This is a genomic window from Acinetobacter sp. WA-87 (assembly GCF_039938935.1).
GTDB lineage: Bacteria > Pseudomonadota > Gammaproteobacteria > Pseudomonadales > Moraxellaceae > Acinetobacter > Acinetobacter seifertii.
This window is the reverse complement of sequence record NZ_JBDUVF010000007.1, coordinates 122,599-136,910: the sequence shown is the minus strand read 5'-3', so window position 1 is coordinate 136,910 and position 14,312 is coordinate 122,599. Positions and strand designations below refer to the sequence as shown.

At 32.0% G+C, this 14,312-nt stretch carries 12 protein-coding genes; 10 read left to right on the top strand and 2 right to left on the bottom strand.

Annotation, left to right across the window (positions count from 1 at the left end; all coding sequences use genetic code 11):
- Positions 1-119: 119 nt before the first annotated feature.
- The 4 genes from tviB to ABFY81_RS17115 are packed head-to-tail and all read left to right on the top strand — an operon-like array spanning position 120 to position 5,295.
- Complete coding sequence (gene tviB, locus ABFY81_RS17130) at positions 120-1,394, top strand: Vi polysaccharide biosynthesis UDP-N-acetylglucosamine C-6 dehydrogenase TviB (RefSeq protein WP_068934974.1); 1,275 nt, start codon at positions 120-122, stop codon at positions 1,392-1,394.
- 13 nt (positions 1,395-1,407) lie between these two features.
- Positions 1,408-2,532: a UDP-N-acetylglucosamine 2-epimerase (non-hydrolyzing) gene (wecB, locus tag ABFY81_RS17125; protein ID WP_134263435.1), complete on the top strand. Its 1,125-nt coding sequence runs from the start codon at positions 1,408-1,410 to the stop codon at positions 2,530-2,532.
- A 38-nt stretch (positions 2,533-2,570) separates the two neighbouring features.
- On the top strand, positions 2,571-3,821 hold the full coding sequence (gene wecC / locus ABFY81_RS17120) for a UDP-N-acetyl-D-mannosamine dehydrogenase (protein ID WP_346791380.1): 1,251 nt from the start codon (positions 2,571-2,573) through the stop codon (positions 3,819-3,821).
- Positions 3,822-3,876: 55 nt separating this feature from the next.
- Positions 3,877-5,295 (top strand): hypothetical protein, encoded by a 1,419-nt coding sequence (locus tag ABFY81_RS17115; protein WP_347914240.1) that lies wholly within the window; start codon positions 3,877-3,879, stop codon positions 5,293-5,295.
- A 19-nt stretch (positions 5,296-5,314) separates the two neighbouring features.
- Here the strand turns inward: ABFY81_RS17115 and ABFY81_RS17110 are convergent, their stop codons facing one another.
- Entirely contained in the window at positions 5,315-6,433 is a 1,119-nt protein-coding gene (locus tag ABFY81_RS17110) for a glycosyltransferase (protein ID WP_347914239.1), read from the bottom strand.
- Entirely contained in the window at positions 6,430-7,464 is a 1,035-nt protein-coding gene (locus ABFY81_RS17105) for a glycosyltransferase (RefSeq protein ID WP_347914238.1), read from the bottom strand. The genes ABFY81_RS17110 and ABFY81_RS17105 overlap by 4 nt, the downstream gene beginning before the upstream one ends.
- Before the next feature lie 357 nt (positions 7,465-7,821).
- Here ABFY81_RS17105 and ABFY81_RS17100 point away from each other — a divergent pair, with 357 nt between their 5' ends.
- From ABFY81_RS17100 to wecB (ABFY81_RS17075), 6 genes are all read left to right on the top strand, one after another.
- Positions 7,822-8,910 (top strand): hypothetical protein, encoded by a 1,089-nt coding sequence (locus ABFY81_RS17100; protein WP_347914237.1) that lies wholly within the window; start codon positions 7,822-7,824, stop codon positions 8,908-8,910.
- Positions 8,911-8,912: 2 nt separating this feature from the next.
- Positions 8,913-10,073, top strand: coding sequence for an O-antigen ligase family protein (locus tag ABFY81_RS17095; RefSeq protein WP_347914236.1), 1,161 nt, complete (start codon positions 8,913-8,915; stop codon positions 10,071-10,073).
- The gene (locus ABFY81_RS17090; protein ID WP_347914235.1) at positions 10,073-10,945 is read left to right on the top strand and encodes a glycosyltransferase; all 873 of its coding nucleotides are present in this window, start codon (positions 10,073-10,075) and stop codon (positions 10,943-10,945) included. The genes ABFY81_RS17095 and ABFY81_RS17090 overlap by 1 nt, the downstream gene beginning before the upstream one ends.
- Positions 10,946-11,016: 71 nt before the next feature.
- The gene (locus tag ABFY81_RS17085; protein ID WP_068935333.1) at positions 11,017-12,054 is read left to right on the top strand and encodes a polysaccharide biosynthesis protein; all 1,038 of its coding nucleotides are present in this window, start codon (positions 11,017-11,019) and stop codon (positions 12,052-12,054) included.
- A 2-nt stretch (positions 12,055-12,056) separates the two neighbouring features.
- On the top strand, positions 12,057-13,166 hold the full coding sequence (locus ABFY81_RS17080; protein ID WP_068935335.1) for an NAD-dependent epimerase/dehydratase family protein: 1,110 nt from the start codon (positions 12,057-12,059) through the stop codon (positions 13,164-13,166).
- Positions 13,167-13,178: 12 nt separating this feature from the next.
- Entirely contained in the window at positions 13,179-14,309 is a 1,131-nt protein-coding gene (gene wecB, locus ABFY81_RS17075) for a UDP-N-acetylglucosamine 2-epimerase (non-hydrolyzing) (protein ID WP_068935337.1), read from the top strand.
- Positions 14,310-14,312 lie beyond the last annotated feature (3 nt).

The window sequence follows — 14,312 nt, the reverse complement described above, 5'->3', positions numbered from 1 at the left end:
AACACATTTATACAATTGATGTTCGGGTATAACTTAAAATCTGATATAGTACTTTGCGTTGTAAGTGCCAAAAGCATGATTTATTAGATATAAACTCTAAGGAAAAAGGCTCGTTTTATATGCAAATTGCCAAGTTAAAAATAGCAATTATTGGGTTAGGCTATGTTGGCTTACCCCTGGCAGTTGAGTTTGGGAAAAAAGTTCCGGTTGTAGGCTTTGATATTTATCAAAAACGTATTGATGAGCTTGATAGTGGAATAGACCATACCTTAGAAGTTGCTAGTGAAGAATTAAAGCAAGCACTTCATTTAAGTTATACAACTAATCTAGATGATCTTAATGATTGTAATTTTTTTATAGTCACAGTTCCGACACCAATTGATGACTTTAAACAACCTGATTTAACCCCTTTAATAAAAGCTTCTACCAGTATAGGACAAGTATTAAAAAAAGGTGATATCGTTGTTTATGAGTCGACAGTATACCCTGGTGCTACAGAAGAAGTTTGTATCCCTGTTTTAGAAAAAGTGTCAGGACTAAAGTTTAATCAAGACTTTTTTGCAGGCTATAGTCCAGAGCGTATAAATCCTGGTGATAAGTTGCACCGTGTAACTAATATTTTAAAAATTACTTCAGGATCTACACCTGAAATTGCTGATTATGTCGATGAGGTATATAATCTCATCATTGAGGCAGGAACTCATAAAGCGCCAAATATTAAAGTAGCCGAAGCAGCCAAGGTAATTGAAAACACACAACGTGATGTCAATATTGCTCTTATAAATGAACTTGCTCTTATTTTTAACAAGTTGGGCATTGATACAGAAGATGTTTTAAAGGCTGCTGGAACTAAATGGAACTTTTTACCATTTCGACCAGGGTTAGTAGGTGGGCACTGTATTGGTGTAGACCCGTATTATTTAACCCATAAAGCACAATCTATCGGCTTACATCCAGAAATTATTTTAGCAGCACGTCGCCTAAATGACAGAATGGGTGAGTATGTAGCAACTCAGCTTATTAAAGAGATGGTGAAACAGCGTATTCAAGTAGTAGGAGCCCGTATTTTAGTCATGGGTCTTAGCTTTAAAGAGAACTGTCCAGATATTCGTAATACAAAAATTGTCGATTTTATTAAAGCATTAAAAGAATACGATTTAGATTTAGATATATATGATCCATGGGTAGATGATACAGAAGTCCAACACGAATACGGTTTAGCGCCAGTTAAAGAGCTAAAGCAAGGTGTGTATGATGCTGTCGTGATAGCAGTCGCTCATGATCAGTTTAAAACTATGACTGCGCAAGAGTTTCATGCATTAGGTAAGACCGATCATGTACTTTATGACTTGAAGTATGTATTAGATCAAGAAGAATCATCGATACGTTTATAAGGAATTATTACAGGTGAAGAAAGTTTTATTGGTATTTGGAACAAGACCAGAAGCAATAAAAATGGCGCCTTTAGCCTTGAAATTACAACAGAATACTCAAGAATTTGAAACAAAGGTTTGTGTAACTGGTCAGCATCGCCAAATGTTGGATCAGGTTTTGGAATTATTTGATCTGAAACCAGATTTTGATTTGAACTTGATGAAACCAGGTCAGACTTTGTCTGATGTTACTTCGGGTGTGTTAAAAGGTTTAGAGCAAGTATTTGAACAGTGGATACCAGATATTATTTTGGTTCATGGTGATACTGCGACGACTTTTGCTGCTTCATTAGCCGGTTACTATCATAAAATTAAAATTGGACATGTTGAAGCTGGTTTGAGAACGGGCGATCTTTATTCGCCTTGGCCAGAAGAGGCAAACCGAAAACTTACAGGTGTTTTGGCAAATTATCACTTTGCTCCTACAGATTCTTCTTACCAGAATTTAATCAAAGAAAATGTTAAACCTGAAACAATTATCGTAACAGGCAATACTGTTATCGATGCACTACTGCAGGTAAAAGATAAAGTTGAAAAAAATCAAAAATTAATTGATAAATTTGAACAGAAATTCAATTTTCTAGATAAGAGTAAAAAGTTAGTTTTAGTTACAGGCCACAGACGTGAAAACTTTGGACAAGGTTTTTTAAATATTTGTGCTGCTTTAGCAAACCTTGCGAAAAGATACAGTGATATTCAAATTGTATACCCTGTGCATTTAAATCCAAATGTACAAAAGCCAGTAAATGAGCTGTTGTCAGGGATTGATAATATTTTCTTAATTGATCCGCAAGACTATTTACCATTTGTATATTTGATGAATCGTAGTTATCTGATTTTAACTGATTCTGGTGGGATTCAGGAAGAAGCGCCTTCTTTGGGTAAGCCAGTATTGGTAATGCGTGATACTACTGAGCGTCCTGAAGCAGTGGAAGCGGGCACAGTCCGTTTGGTAGGAACGGACGTTAATACTATTGAAACGGCTGTATCTGAGTTGTTAGAAGACACATCATTATATAATGCTATGGCTGATGCTTATAATCCTTATGGTGATGGTACAGCATGCCAACAAATTATTGATTTCTTAAAACGAAATTAAATAGAAGTTTTATTATTTTATTTTAAAGTATTGAAAATATGAGTACATCATTTAAGCATATCTGTGTAATTGGTTTAGGTTATATTGGTTTACCTACAGCAGCAACATTTGCAGCCCATGGTATTAAGGTTACAGGTGTAGATGTAAATCAACATGCAGTAGATATGATTAATCAGGGTAAAGTACATATTATTGAACCTGATTTAGATGCCTTGGTCCGTGATGTAGTTGCTCAAGGCAAGTTATCTGCCCAAACTATTCCCACAGAAGCTAATGCTTATATTGTTGCTGTACCTACTCCTTTTAAAGATGATTATCAACCTGATTTAAAATATATAGAAGCAGCTTCTAAGGCAATCGCTCCATTCTTAAAAAAGGGTAATCTAGTCATTCTTGAATCTACTTCACCTGTTGAGGCGACTGAACAAATGGCAGCTTGGTTAAGTGAGGCTCGTCCAGATTTAAGTTTTCCTCAGCAAAAAGGAGAAGAAGCAGATATCCTCGTTGCGCACTGTCCAGAACGTGTTCTACCAGGTAAAGTTTTACAAGAACTAATTAGTAATGATCGTATCATTGGTGGAATGACTCCACGCTGCTCAAAAGCTGCGAGTGAGTTATATCAAATTTTTGTAAAAGGTGATTGCATTGAAACAAATGCAAGAACTGCTGAAATGTGTAAATTAACGGAAAACTCTTTTCGTGATGTAAATATTGCTTTCGCAAATGAGTTATCGATGATTTGTAATAAGCTCAATATCAATGTGTGGGAGCTAATATCATTAGCAAATCGCCATCCACGGGTAAATATTTTACAGCCGGGTCCTGGAGTTGGAGGCCATTGTATAGCCGTTGACCCTTGGTTTATTGTGGCGAAAACACCTGAACAAGCCCAATTAATTCGAGCTGCACGTGAAGTTAATGATAGTAAGCCAGAATGGGTAATTGATCAGGTTAAAATTAAAATCGCTGATTTTTTACAATCTAATCCAACAAAGACAATCAAAGATGTAACTATTGCTTGCTATGGATTGGCATTTAAACCAGATATTGATGATTTAAGAGAAAGCCCAGCTTTAGAAATTACAAAAAAACTAGCTGAGCAAGGATTAAATATTTTGGCAATTGAGCCAAACATTGAGAAATTGCCACAAACAATGCCAGATAATGTTCAATTAACAGACATTGAAGCAGGCTTAGAGGCGGATATTTATGTTGTTTTAGTAAAACATAAAGAATTTAAAAGTCTGCATTTAAATACTGAAAAAGTAATTAATACCTGTGGTCTATAATTAAATGTCCATAATTAAAAACTTTGGATTTGTTTATGTAAGATTGTTAATAGTGATGTTACTTTCTTTAGTAACATCAAGCTATATTTTACAAAGACTTGGCGCGGATGATTATGGACTTTATAGTGTAGTTGGTGGTGTTGTTATTATATTGGCTTTTTTAAATAATGCCATGGCAGTAACAACACAACGCTATCTAAGTTTATATATAGGTGACACAGAAAAATTAATTGATACTTTTAAGATATCAAAAGGTATACACTTAAGAATCGCTTTAATAGTATTGCTGTTGAGTGAAACTTTTGGACTTTATTTTCTAAATCATTATTTAAACTTTAATGCGAATAGATTATTTGCAGTTAATGTTGTATATCAGTTTTCGGTGTTTTCTATTGTATTAATGATTTTAAATGTTCCATATTTATCACTTCTTTTAGTAGGACAAAAAGTAAATTTTTATGCTTTGGTTGGTATTTTGGAGGCAATATTAAAATTTACATTAGCTTATTTTTTAATTTTTGTAGATTCTGACCGACTAATTGCTTATGCAGCTTTACTTTTTTTAATTTCTCTATTTACATATAGTTTATATTATTTTTATGCTACAAAAACATTTAAATATATAAAAAATGTTGGATCTTCTTTTGATATTAAAACTGCGCGCGAAATGATTTCATTTGCTGTATGGAATCTTCTAGGTGTTTTAGCTGGTTTAGGTCAAAATGTAGGGGTTAATGTTTTACTAAATATATATTTTAAACCAGAAGTGAGTGCCTCACGTGCACTCTCACTGCAAATATATAATGCTTTTAATACAATTACGAGCAATGCTCAGGTTGTATATAACCCAATTATTATTAGAAAGTATGCTGAAAGCCCAGAAGATACACATGGATATGTGTTTATATTTTCGACGCTTAGTTTCTTCATGTTAGCCTTTGTAATTGTACCAGTATATTTTTATCTTGATCCTTTATTAATATTTTGGCTTAAAAAAGTTCCAATTTTTCTTGAAATATTTATAAAAATTATGTTTTTTGAATTGCTTATAGCTTCTATTATTGGACCATTACATAGTTTGATACAAGCCACAGGTAATATCCGAAATTATCAAATAGTAGTGAGTAGCTTACTGTTGTTGAATATTCCAATTGGATGTTTGCTCTATGAAAATGGGTACTCGCCTGAAGCAATTTATTATGTTTCAGTTGTTCTAGTATTTTTAAGCTTTGTAGTGAGATTAATATTTTTAAGAATGATGAGCCTGATCAATATTTTAGAATATCTAAAAAAAGTAATTGCTCCAATCCTTATAATGTCATCTATAATTATATCTATTAATTTTTTTGTGGATGTATCTGTTATAACAAAACTTATAGTTTCTGAAATTATAATTATTGTTTTTTCAGTGCTTATGTTTTTGTTTAACAAGGATATAAGAAATATATTAGTCAGTATGAAAAGAGCTAAATAAATTTAGCTCTTTTTTGTATTTATTTTTTATTGGATATTTGCTCAATAAAATTTAAATACTTTTTAGTTCGATCTAGGCTTGTACCAAATCTTTTAAGATTAATTTCACCTTTTTCAATTAAGTCTTTACCTTTCTCTGGATTGTTGTATAAATTTATAATGGCTTCAGCATATGCAACAGGATTAGTTGCTTCACAGAAGTAAGCACTATTGTTGCAAATATCTCTAGAAAAGCCAAAATCAGAAGCAATAATTGGTTTTTTCATAAACATGGCTTCTAAATATGTGGCAGAGAAGACTTCTAGTAATGTGGGGATAAATGCAATATTACTTTGTTCGTAGATATTGGCTAGTTGATTTATATTAACTTTACCAATGTATTTGATATACTGGTCATAGTGATCAGGAAAATTAAGTTCATTCTTATTGATAGTCAATATGAATTTAAAATTATGGAAATTAAATTTATTGGTTAATATTTCTATAATACTAGGAATAATTGTAAGATTTTTATGTGGATAGTTTGCTGTTAAATATACTATATTAAATGTGTTATCAAGATGTAAAGGAATCTTCTGCCATTCATCCGGTGAATTAAAAATTTCATTTAAAGTGTTATTTGCAACAAAAACATTTTTGTTGAAAGAATATTTTTCTTTATAAATATTTGCAGCATCTTGAGTTTCAAAAACTAAAGCATCAGAGTATTTTTTAAAACAGTAACTTTTAAAATATGCAAGTAGCTTACTATATAATTTATCTTTAATAGAAAGCTTTTTAAAATAGGGTGAGTCTGGATAAATAATATGAGGAATAGCAAATCCTACAAGCTTCGGATAGTTACTTTTATGATAAGATGGACCAAATACAGTAAAAATACAGTCTGGTTTAATCTTGTCTTCTAAACTTTTAACTTGCTGAATACGCGTTTTTTTAGAAAAAGCTGCATTTTCAGATAGCTTATAAAATTTAAAATTATTTGGAAAATCAACTTCTCCAAAAGCTTTAACCATATTGGGTGATTGAATAACATGATAAGTATGATCAAAGTTTAAATTTTTAAGATCTTTTAAGAAAGAAATGGCAACCTGAATACCACCACCAGCAAAAAGATTTGAATTATCAATAATTAAATTCATATATTTTCCAAGAAACCTTTTACCCAGACATCAGTGTTACGATAATGCTTATAAAAAAGATAAGCATTATTCGAAATATTTTTGGCGTAATTTTCATCACGATAAAGTAACATTACTTTAGTTAAATCTTCAGTTGTGCCATTATAAAAATTACCATTTACATTATTAATAATAGAAAAGGCTTCTCCACCAGTAATAGCATCTTTAGTCGTAATAAAACCAGTACCATAAGAAAAACATTTCTGAACAGATAAACCTGCTTGGCCTGGAGAAATACAAACTACCGCACGTTGCATAATAGGTAATAGTTCTTTATCAGAAGTAATTTTTCCATGTAAAATAATATTCTTCTCTAAAGAATGTTCTGCAATATAGTTTTTAATATTATCGAATTCATCACCATCGCCTACAATTTCAAGCTTTAAAATATTTTCGTCAATTTTTAAAAGCTGATGATAAGCTTCAATCAGGGTGAATATTTTCTTTTGCTTGTAAAGAGAGCCAATAAATAAAAAAGATTCAAAAGTTTTATTCTGGATATGAAACTCAGAATTTTCAGCAACAGTATTATATGCTACTGACATTTTAGAACTTTCGATCCCTAAAGCCTTATATTTAATTAAAGGATAATTTTCATAAAAAATAGCAAAATCAAATTTTTTTAAATAAAAAACTCTTAGGTAATCAAGTAATGTTTTTTGATCATATGATTTTGTATAAGATGCTGCTACACCAATGCCAAATATTCCTTTTTTATAATTTGTCTTTTTAAAAGATTCAAGAAATAAATTTATTACACGAGCATTAAATGGATAAATAACGACATCATATTTATCTAAACTCCCAACTTTATAATAAATGAAAGGCCCTTTATGTTGAATTGATAGTTTTTCTTGTTTAAAAACAGTGTTAGGCTGAGTCTGGTCAGCATGGGCAATCGTAAGATCTACTTTATCTGCAATTAAATTGAAAAGAGGAATGCGATAATGTTCCAATTTATCTGATATGAAAAGAACTTTTTTAGTGTGCATATTACACCATATGATAATTGCATATAAGGTTAAATTTAAGATGCTAAATTATAACACTTTTTAATTATTAGTATTTCACAATATGTTAACTTTTGCATTGCTTAAACAATAAGGAAAGTTAAATATACAAGAATATAAACCTTTATAAATAATTGTTTTATCATGTTTTATTATTAATCTTAATTATAAGAAATTGATTGGGGCTAAAATATTTTTAAGCATTGTAAATTAGTTTAAGTCATTGTTTTTTATTGTAATGCTGTTTGGCAAAACCAGTTGATTTGGTGTATAATATATCAGCTTTTTAATTGCAATTTTGCTCATTAAATTAATAGTTTAAAGGGAATCTCTTTTGATATGAAGATTTTAGTAATTGCCTCGAGTATAGGAAATACTGCTCCGGGTAAAGTTTTTTCTGCGTATATCAAAAGATTAGCTAAAGATTATCAGGAAATTGATATTATTTCTTTAGATTCAAATGAGACAATAAGCTCTGAAGTAGTTCAGATGCCTAAAGTTCATCCAAGATTAAAAAAATTATCTATTAGCTGTTTTGGGTTGGATTTATTCGATTATTATTACGCACATAATTTGCAAAAAAAAATACAAGAAAAATCATATGATATTGTTATAACTATGATGTCAGCTCATAATTTTTTACCATTATATGTAGGTGCTTTTCTAAAAGAAAAAAATATTAAATGGATTAACTATTGTGTCGATGCGGTACCTGCACCTAAAGGCTGGGGATTATCTGATAGCTACTCTAATGGCTTAATTAAAATGATTAGAAAATATATGGCTAAAGCCGATAAAATATATTTTTCTAATGAAGTCATGTTGCAATATCAATTAAATTTACTCAATGGTTGTTTTAAAGGTGAGTCAGGTGTTTTGTATACTTTACCAGACATAGAGCCTTTAAATTTACCTGTAAAAGAAAAAGATGAATTTACGTTGTTGTATACAGGTGGGATATATCAAGCTCGGAAAGTTGACCAACTTTTACTTGCTGTAGAGAAGCTTCTCAACTCTGGTTTAAATGTAAAGTTGAATTTTGTAGGAACTAATCCAAATTCAGTCGATTTAACGGTAGTCTCGCCAGAGACTAGAACGCATATTGAGTTTTTTGGTTATACGCGAGACTTACTTCCTTTTTATGAAGAAGCTGACTTGTTAGTGGATATTGATGCTGATATTGAAAATGATGTTTTTATCTCAAGTAAATTTTTCAATTATTTAATGATTAATCGAAAAATTCTTTGCATTACTGGAAAGAATAGTCCTGTTACTCAATTTGTTTACGATAAAAATATTCCTGATGTTTCTGTTGTTTCTCATAAAAAAGATGATATTTATGCGAGTATAAATACTATCCTTTTAAGCGAAAATTCTGTGGTTGATAGAAATGTTGACTTTTTTTATTTATATAATATAAGAGTCTAGATATGAATAAATTTGATTATTCTCTAATTTTAATATTTATTCTTTTGCTGTTTGGTAACTATGGCGGTGGATTTCAACCTATACGTATTTTTGCTATAGGTTTCTTTATTGTAAATATATTTTATATAGTTCGTACATTTAGCTTTAAGAAAAATACTTATTTATTATTTTCTATCTTTTTTCTGGTATTTTATTCATTGGCAAGTGTTTTTTTTATAATGAATAATTTTTCTAATAGTTTAATCTCATTTGCTTATTTTTTAATAAATTTAATAATTCTAGCTAATTTTATAACTTGTTTTGAATATGCAAAAAAACCTTTATTATCAAGTGTTATTGGTGCAGCAATTTTCTTTGTTATTTCTATATTTTATGGTATTTATGAAATTAAATCCGGAAGGCATTTAAGTGTAAATATTGAGATGTATGATGGCTTTTATTCTCGTGATTACAGTAGTTTTACCTTTGGTAATTATAATGGTTTTGTTTTAGCCTTATTAAATATTGCGCCTCTTCTGGCTTATGCTGTTGTAAATTATAAACATTGGTTCATCAAAATTTCTGCTTTACTGCTTTTGTTTGCTATGACCTATATATGTTTAACAAATGGTTCTCGATCTGGTGTTGTGGGAATTTCTATTATATTTTTATATATAATATATAGTATGAAGGGTTGGTTTTATAAAGCTGCTTTTATCCTTGGAGGAGTTTTTTCTGCAAGTTATTTTTTATCTGATTTTGACTTTTTCTTTAAACGGGTTGATACGCTAGGAGTAAATTTCTCTGATGACTCTCGTTCAAGTATTATTTTTGACACTTTGCCATACTATTTAGATAATTCAATAAAAGGTTTCGGTATAGGTAACTTTTCTTATATTGCTGATAACTTTTTAGCTCTCGATGCTTCTGCTGCTCATAATTTATTTTTTGAACTTCTATTTGAGCTGGGTCCTCTTTGTTTAGCTGTCTTTATAGTTATTTTGATAAAAATAATTTTTTCAGTGCTTAGTAATACTAAAAATTTAAATCATTTTTTAATTTTTTTACTGATTTTACTTTTACCTATATCTATTGTTAATAGTGGTTACCTACTAGCCCCTATTATCTGGGTATATATAGCTTTAATGTATTCAATTGCAGTAAACAGAAGGGTATTGGCTTAATGATGCTTTATAAAATATATAGCAAAACCATTGGTAAAAGTGACCCTTTCTCTCGACTGATCCGCCTAAGTATTAAGTACTTCTTAAACTTTTTTATGCCTTTAAATTATAAGTTGAGTAAAAGGCCCCATGAAAAAAAATCTGACCTGATTGTCTCTATAACTACATTTCCTAAACGTATTGATAAAATATGGATTGTAATTGAGTCAATCTTGCGTCAAACATTACCACCAAAAAACGTCGTTTTGACTTTATCGAAGTTACAATTTTCTTCTAAAGATGTTTTGCCTAAACGACTAATAAAATTGGAAGAAGAAGGTGTATTGGAGATTATCTGGACTGAAGATGACCTTCGTTCACATAAAAAATATTATGATGTAATGCAAAAGTATCCAAATGATCTAATAGTTACAGCCGATGATGATTTTATTTATGCCAATACCATGTTGGAAAATTTATATAAATTTCATTTGCAGTATCCAAAAAGTATTATTACTCATTTAGCTTTGCTAAGACAGGGAGCAAATTATCAAGAATGGCCAAACTTACTTTTTGATGCTGCCGAGCCTACGTATGACATCATGCAATTTGGCGGGAGTGGCGTATTGTATCCTCCTTCATCTTTGCATATAGAGGCTTTTAATAAAGAAAGTATTAAAGAGTGTTGCCCCTTGGCGGATGACATTTGGCTAAATGCAATGGCTCTACTAAATGGTACGCCTATTGCTAAAACTGATTACAAAATTTATCTAATGCCGATCTTATTCAAAGATGATCAAGCTTTATTTAAAGAAAATGTTTTGGAGAACAAAAATAACACTCAAATAGAAAATATTAAGCATAAATATCCTTCTATTTCCGGTTATTTTTGAGGTTTTTGGATGATTTTTTTCATATCAAATATTTGTGTTTAACTTTTAATTTGTATTAGGTGTAAATCAGAATGTCTTTTAATGGAAAAACCTTATTAATCACAGGTGGTACAGGATCTTTTGGTAATGCTGTTTTAAAGCGTTTTTTAGAAACAGATATTAAAGAAATCCGTATTTTTAGTCGCGATGAGAAAAAACAAGATGATATGCGTAAGAAATATCATTCATCAAAATTAAAATTTTATATTGGTGATGTACGTGACTATAACAGTATTTTAAATGCGACCCGTGGTGTTGATTATATTTATCATGCAGCTGCTTTAAAGCAAGTACCCTCTTGTGAATTCCACCCAATGGAAGCTGTCAAGACGAACGTAATGGGTACTGAAAATGTACTTGAAGCTGCAATTCAGAACCATGTTAAGCGTGTCGTGTGTTTAAGCACAGATAAAGCTGTTTATCCAATCAATGCCATGGGTATTTCTAAGGCTATGATGGAAAAAGTTATGGTTGCAAAATCACGTAACTTAGAAGGTCTAGATACAGTTATCTGTGGTACTCGTTATGGTAACGTAATGGCATCACGTGGTTCGGTAATTCCTTTATTTGTTGATCAAATTCGTCAGGGCAAACCTCTTACGATTACTGATCCTAATATGACTCGTTTCATGATGACTTTGGAAGATGCAGTAGATTTGGTTCTATACGCTTTTGAACATGGTGAAAATGGAGATATTTTTGTACAGAAAGCCCCAGCTGCAACAATCGCAGTCTTAGCTGAAGCTTTAAAAGAATTATTAAATGTTAAAGATCATCCGATTGCTATTATGGGAACTCGTCATGGCGAGAAGGCTTTCGAAGCATTATTAAGCCGAGAAGAAATGGTGCATGCTTTTGATCAAGGCGACTATTTCCGTGTTCCAGCCGATCAACGCGATTTGAACTATGAAAAATATGTTGAAGATGGTGATTTAAAAATTACTGAGTTTGAAGATTACAACTCACATAATACTACTCGTTTGGATGTAGAGGGCATGAAACAATTATTGCTTAAACTTGATTTTGTGCGCGCGCTAACTAGAGGCGAATATATTTCACCAGAGGCTTAAGCATGAAAGTTTTAGTTACCGGTTCTAATGGTTTTATCGCAAAAAACCTTATTCAGTTTTTATTAGAAAAACCTGAAGTCGAGATTTTAAAAACTCATCGTGAAACAACAGATCAGGAGCTTGAGCAAGCAGTTCTCGCTTCGGATTGGATAGTGCATTTAGCGGGCGTGAATCGTCCTTTAAATGAAGAAGAATTTGCTGAAGGTAATACCAGCTTAACTGAAAAAATCTGCCAGATTTTGCAGCAAGCAAATAAGAAAACTCCTGTTATTTTATCGTCTTCTATTCAGGTTGAACGTGATAATCCTTATGGTAAAAGTAAACTAGGTGGAGAGCAGGCTCTGGTAGCTCTCAATCAATCACAAGGTAATCCTGTTCATATTTGCCGTTTAGCTAATGTTTTTGGTAAGTGGTCACGTCCTAACTACAATTCAGCTGTTGCAACTTTTTGCTATAACGTGGCAAATGACTTACCGCTACAAATTCATGACGAAAATGCTGTGATTCGTCTGGTGTATGTCGACGATGTAGTTGAAACATTCTGGAATATTATAAATGGTCAGCAGGTTGAGCAAGTTTTCCAAGTTGAACCTGAATATCAAATTACAGTAGGTGATTTGGCTAAAGTTTTAAATGGTTTTAAGGCATCTCGCGATACGCTTATCACAGATCGTGTAGGGACAGGTTTAACTCGCGCACTCTATTCAACATATTTAAGCTTTTTAAAGCCAGAGCAATTTGACTATAGTGTTCCAAAATATGGCGATGCTCGTGGCGTATTTGTTGAAATGCTAAAAACACCAGATGCAGGCCAATTTTCTTACTTTACTGCTCATCCGGGTATTACTCGTGGTGGACACTATCACCATACGAAAACTGAAAAGTTTCTTGTTATTAAAGGTAAGGCACTATTTAAGTTTAAGCATGTTGTGACAGGTGAGTTTTATGAGCTTGAAACACATGGTGATGAACCACGAATTGTAGAAACAGTGCCAGGCTGGACACATGATATTACTAACATTGGTGATGAAGAGATGGTAGTAATGCTATGGGCAAATGAAATCTTTGATCGTAATAAGCCAGATACTTATGCGATGCCAATAACAAATTAAGAGTAAAGAGTAGTGAAAAAGTTAAAATTAATGACAGTGGTGGGCACACGTCCAGAAATTATCCGCTTATCTCGTGTAATGGCTGCGTGTGATGAATATTTTGATCACGTTATTGTTCATACTGGTCAAAACTATGACTATGAATTGAATGAAATTTTCTTTACTGATTTGGGCATCCGTAAACCTGACCATTTCTTAAATGCGGCTGGTGCGACAGGTGCAGAAACGATTGGTAATGTCATTATTGCAGTTGATAAGATTCTAGATGAAGTACAACCTGAAGCTTTACTTGTTTTAGGGGATACGAATAGCTGTATGGCAGTATTACCTGCAAAACGCCGCAAGATTCCAACTTTTCACATGGAAGCTGGAAATCGTTGTTTTGATATGCGCGTTCCTGAAGAAATTAATCGTCGAATCGTTGACCATACTGCTGATATTAACTTAACGTACAGTACGATTGCACGTGACTATTTGTTGGCTGAGGGATTACCTGCTGATTTAGTAATTAAAACAGGTAGCCCAATGTTTGAAGTACTTCATCACTACAAAGCAAAAATTGAAGCTTCTGATGTACTTGAACGCTTGAACTTAAAAGAGCATGAATATTTTATTGTGAGTGCTCATCGTGAAGAAAACATCAATTCAGATCAGAACTTCCTAGATTTGGTAGAAATGTTAAATGCAGTTGCGGAGAAGTATAAATATCCGGTAATTGTTTCTACACACCCTCGCACCCGTAAGCGTATCGAACAATTAAATGTTGAATTTCATCCTTTAATTCAACTATTAAAGCCACTTGGCTTTAGTGATTACAATAAGTTACAGCTTTCTGCAAAGGCTGCATTGTCTGATAGCGGAACGATTAATGAAGAATCATCAATTCTAAACTTCCCTGCACTTAACTTACGTCAAGCACATGAGCGTCCAGAAGGAATGGAAGAAGCTGCTGTAATGATGGTGGGCTTAAAAGCGGAACGTATTTTACAAGGTTTGGCAATTCTAGAAGGTCAGACTAGAGGTGAAGATCGTCTTTTACGTCTAGTTGAAGACTATAGTATGCCAAACGTAAGTGAAAAAGTTGTGCGTATCATTATGAGCTACACAGATTATGTAAATCGAGTAATCTGGAAACAATTTTAAGGT